We start from the raw sequence: 1,309 nt of genomic DNA on the forward strand, positions 1-1,309 counted from the left end.
TGGAGTTGTCAAAAAAAGTGCAGTTTGAAAACACCCTCATACAGAAATCCCGTTACTAAGCTGCTTGCGACAGCATTCTTTCGCGATAAATTGCTGGGGGCCATCCCCCTGGATTAGAGGTGTAGATCCGCTGTCTGTTGTAGTAGACCATGATGTATTTGAAGATGATCGATTTAACATAGGCCATCGGATAGCGCTCCGTGTTGATCTTGTACAGCTTTTCTTTCTTTAGCGTAGCAAAAAAGCTTTCCATCCTTGCGTTGTCATAGCAACGCCCTGTGCCGCTCATGCTCTGAATGGCATCTCGCTTAGCTAGACGCTCTCGGAATGCCTTGCTCGTGAATTGGCTGCCTCGATCGCTATGAAAAATCATTCCGCGAGCATTTCTTGCTTTACAGGCGTTCTCAAAGGCCTGGATGCAGAGGTGCTTGCACATGTTGACGTCCATGGCGAGGCCCACGATCTCTCCGTTGAAACAATCCAGTACCGCGGACAGATATAGCTTGCCGTCTGAACAAGGGACTTCGGTGATATCCGATAGCCACTTTTGGTTGGGTGCTGAGGATCTGAAGTCTCTCTGGATCAGGTTCTCGCTCTTTTGAGCTGTGGCATCCTCGCGTGTAATGCCGTTTGGATGACGCTTGGCTTTCTTCAGCAGGCCATGCTTCTTCATGATTCGGTAGACGGTGCTGTAGCTGGTCGTGATCTCTCTTTGTGACAGCGCTAGCAGAATACGTTGGACACCGTAATTTCGGTTATCTTCATGCTCTCCAATGATGTCTTTGATTTTGACCAGAAGAAGTTGCTGCCGCTCCTGTTTGGGTGAGGGCTTCAAGCTACGGTAGTAGCCCGATTCGCTGACAGCAAGTACCTCGCACATCTCCTTGACGGTCCATCGATCCCGTCGTTCACGGATGTACGTATAGAGCTGGCACGCCTTTACCGCTTCCGGTCTTTTACGAAAAAACCGAGTGCGTCCTTGAGAATTTCATTCGCGCGGCGCAACTCGCCTATTTCTCTTTCTAATTCGATTTCACGCGCAGTCTTATCGGCAGATGCATAAGCGCGTCCGCTCCCGATATGCGCTCCGTCGCCGTGCAGGGTTCTTCGCTTTCTCCATTCCTGCAATGTATAGTAGGCTACGCCTAACTGCTCGGCGGCTTTCTTTGATCCAATCTCATCGCTCAATCTTACTGCTTCTTCTTTGAATGCTTTGTCGTATCGATTCATTGTCTCCCGTCCTCTCGTCAGCTTTCATTTTATTTCATACGAGGGTATTTTTCGACTGCATTTTTATCGTAGCACTCCA

2 protein-coding genes are annotated in these 1,309 nt (G+C 49.1%); both read right to left on the minus strand.

Annotated elements, in window-relative coordinates:
- Positions 1-55 precede the first annotated feature (55 nt).
- Positions 56-916, minus strand: coding sequence for an IS3 family transposase (locus J2Z18_RS30275; protein WP_138919336.1), 861 nt, complete (start codon positions 914-916; stop codon positions 56-58).
- 23 nt (positions 917-939) lie between these two features.
- Positions 940-1,230, minus strand: a complete 291-nt coding sequence (locus tag J2Z18_RS30280) for a transposase (RefSeq protein ID WP_007130931.1) — start codon at positions 1,228-1,230, stop codon at positions 940-942.
- Positions 1,231-1,309: the final 79 nt, after the last annotated feature.

The organism is Paenibacillus lactis, from assembly GCF_017873605.1.
In the GTDB taxonomy this organism is placed as follows: domain Bacteria; phylum Bacillota; class Bacilli; order Paenibacillales; family Paenibacillaceae; genus Paenibacillus_AQ; species Paenibacillus_AQ lactis.

Coding starts and splice junctions, on each gene's coding strand:
- J2Z18_RS30280 (WP_007130931.1), bottom strand. CDS start 1,230: ATGAATCGATACGACAAAGCATTCAAAGAAGAAGCAGTAAGATTGAGC.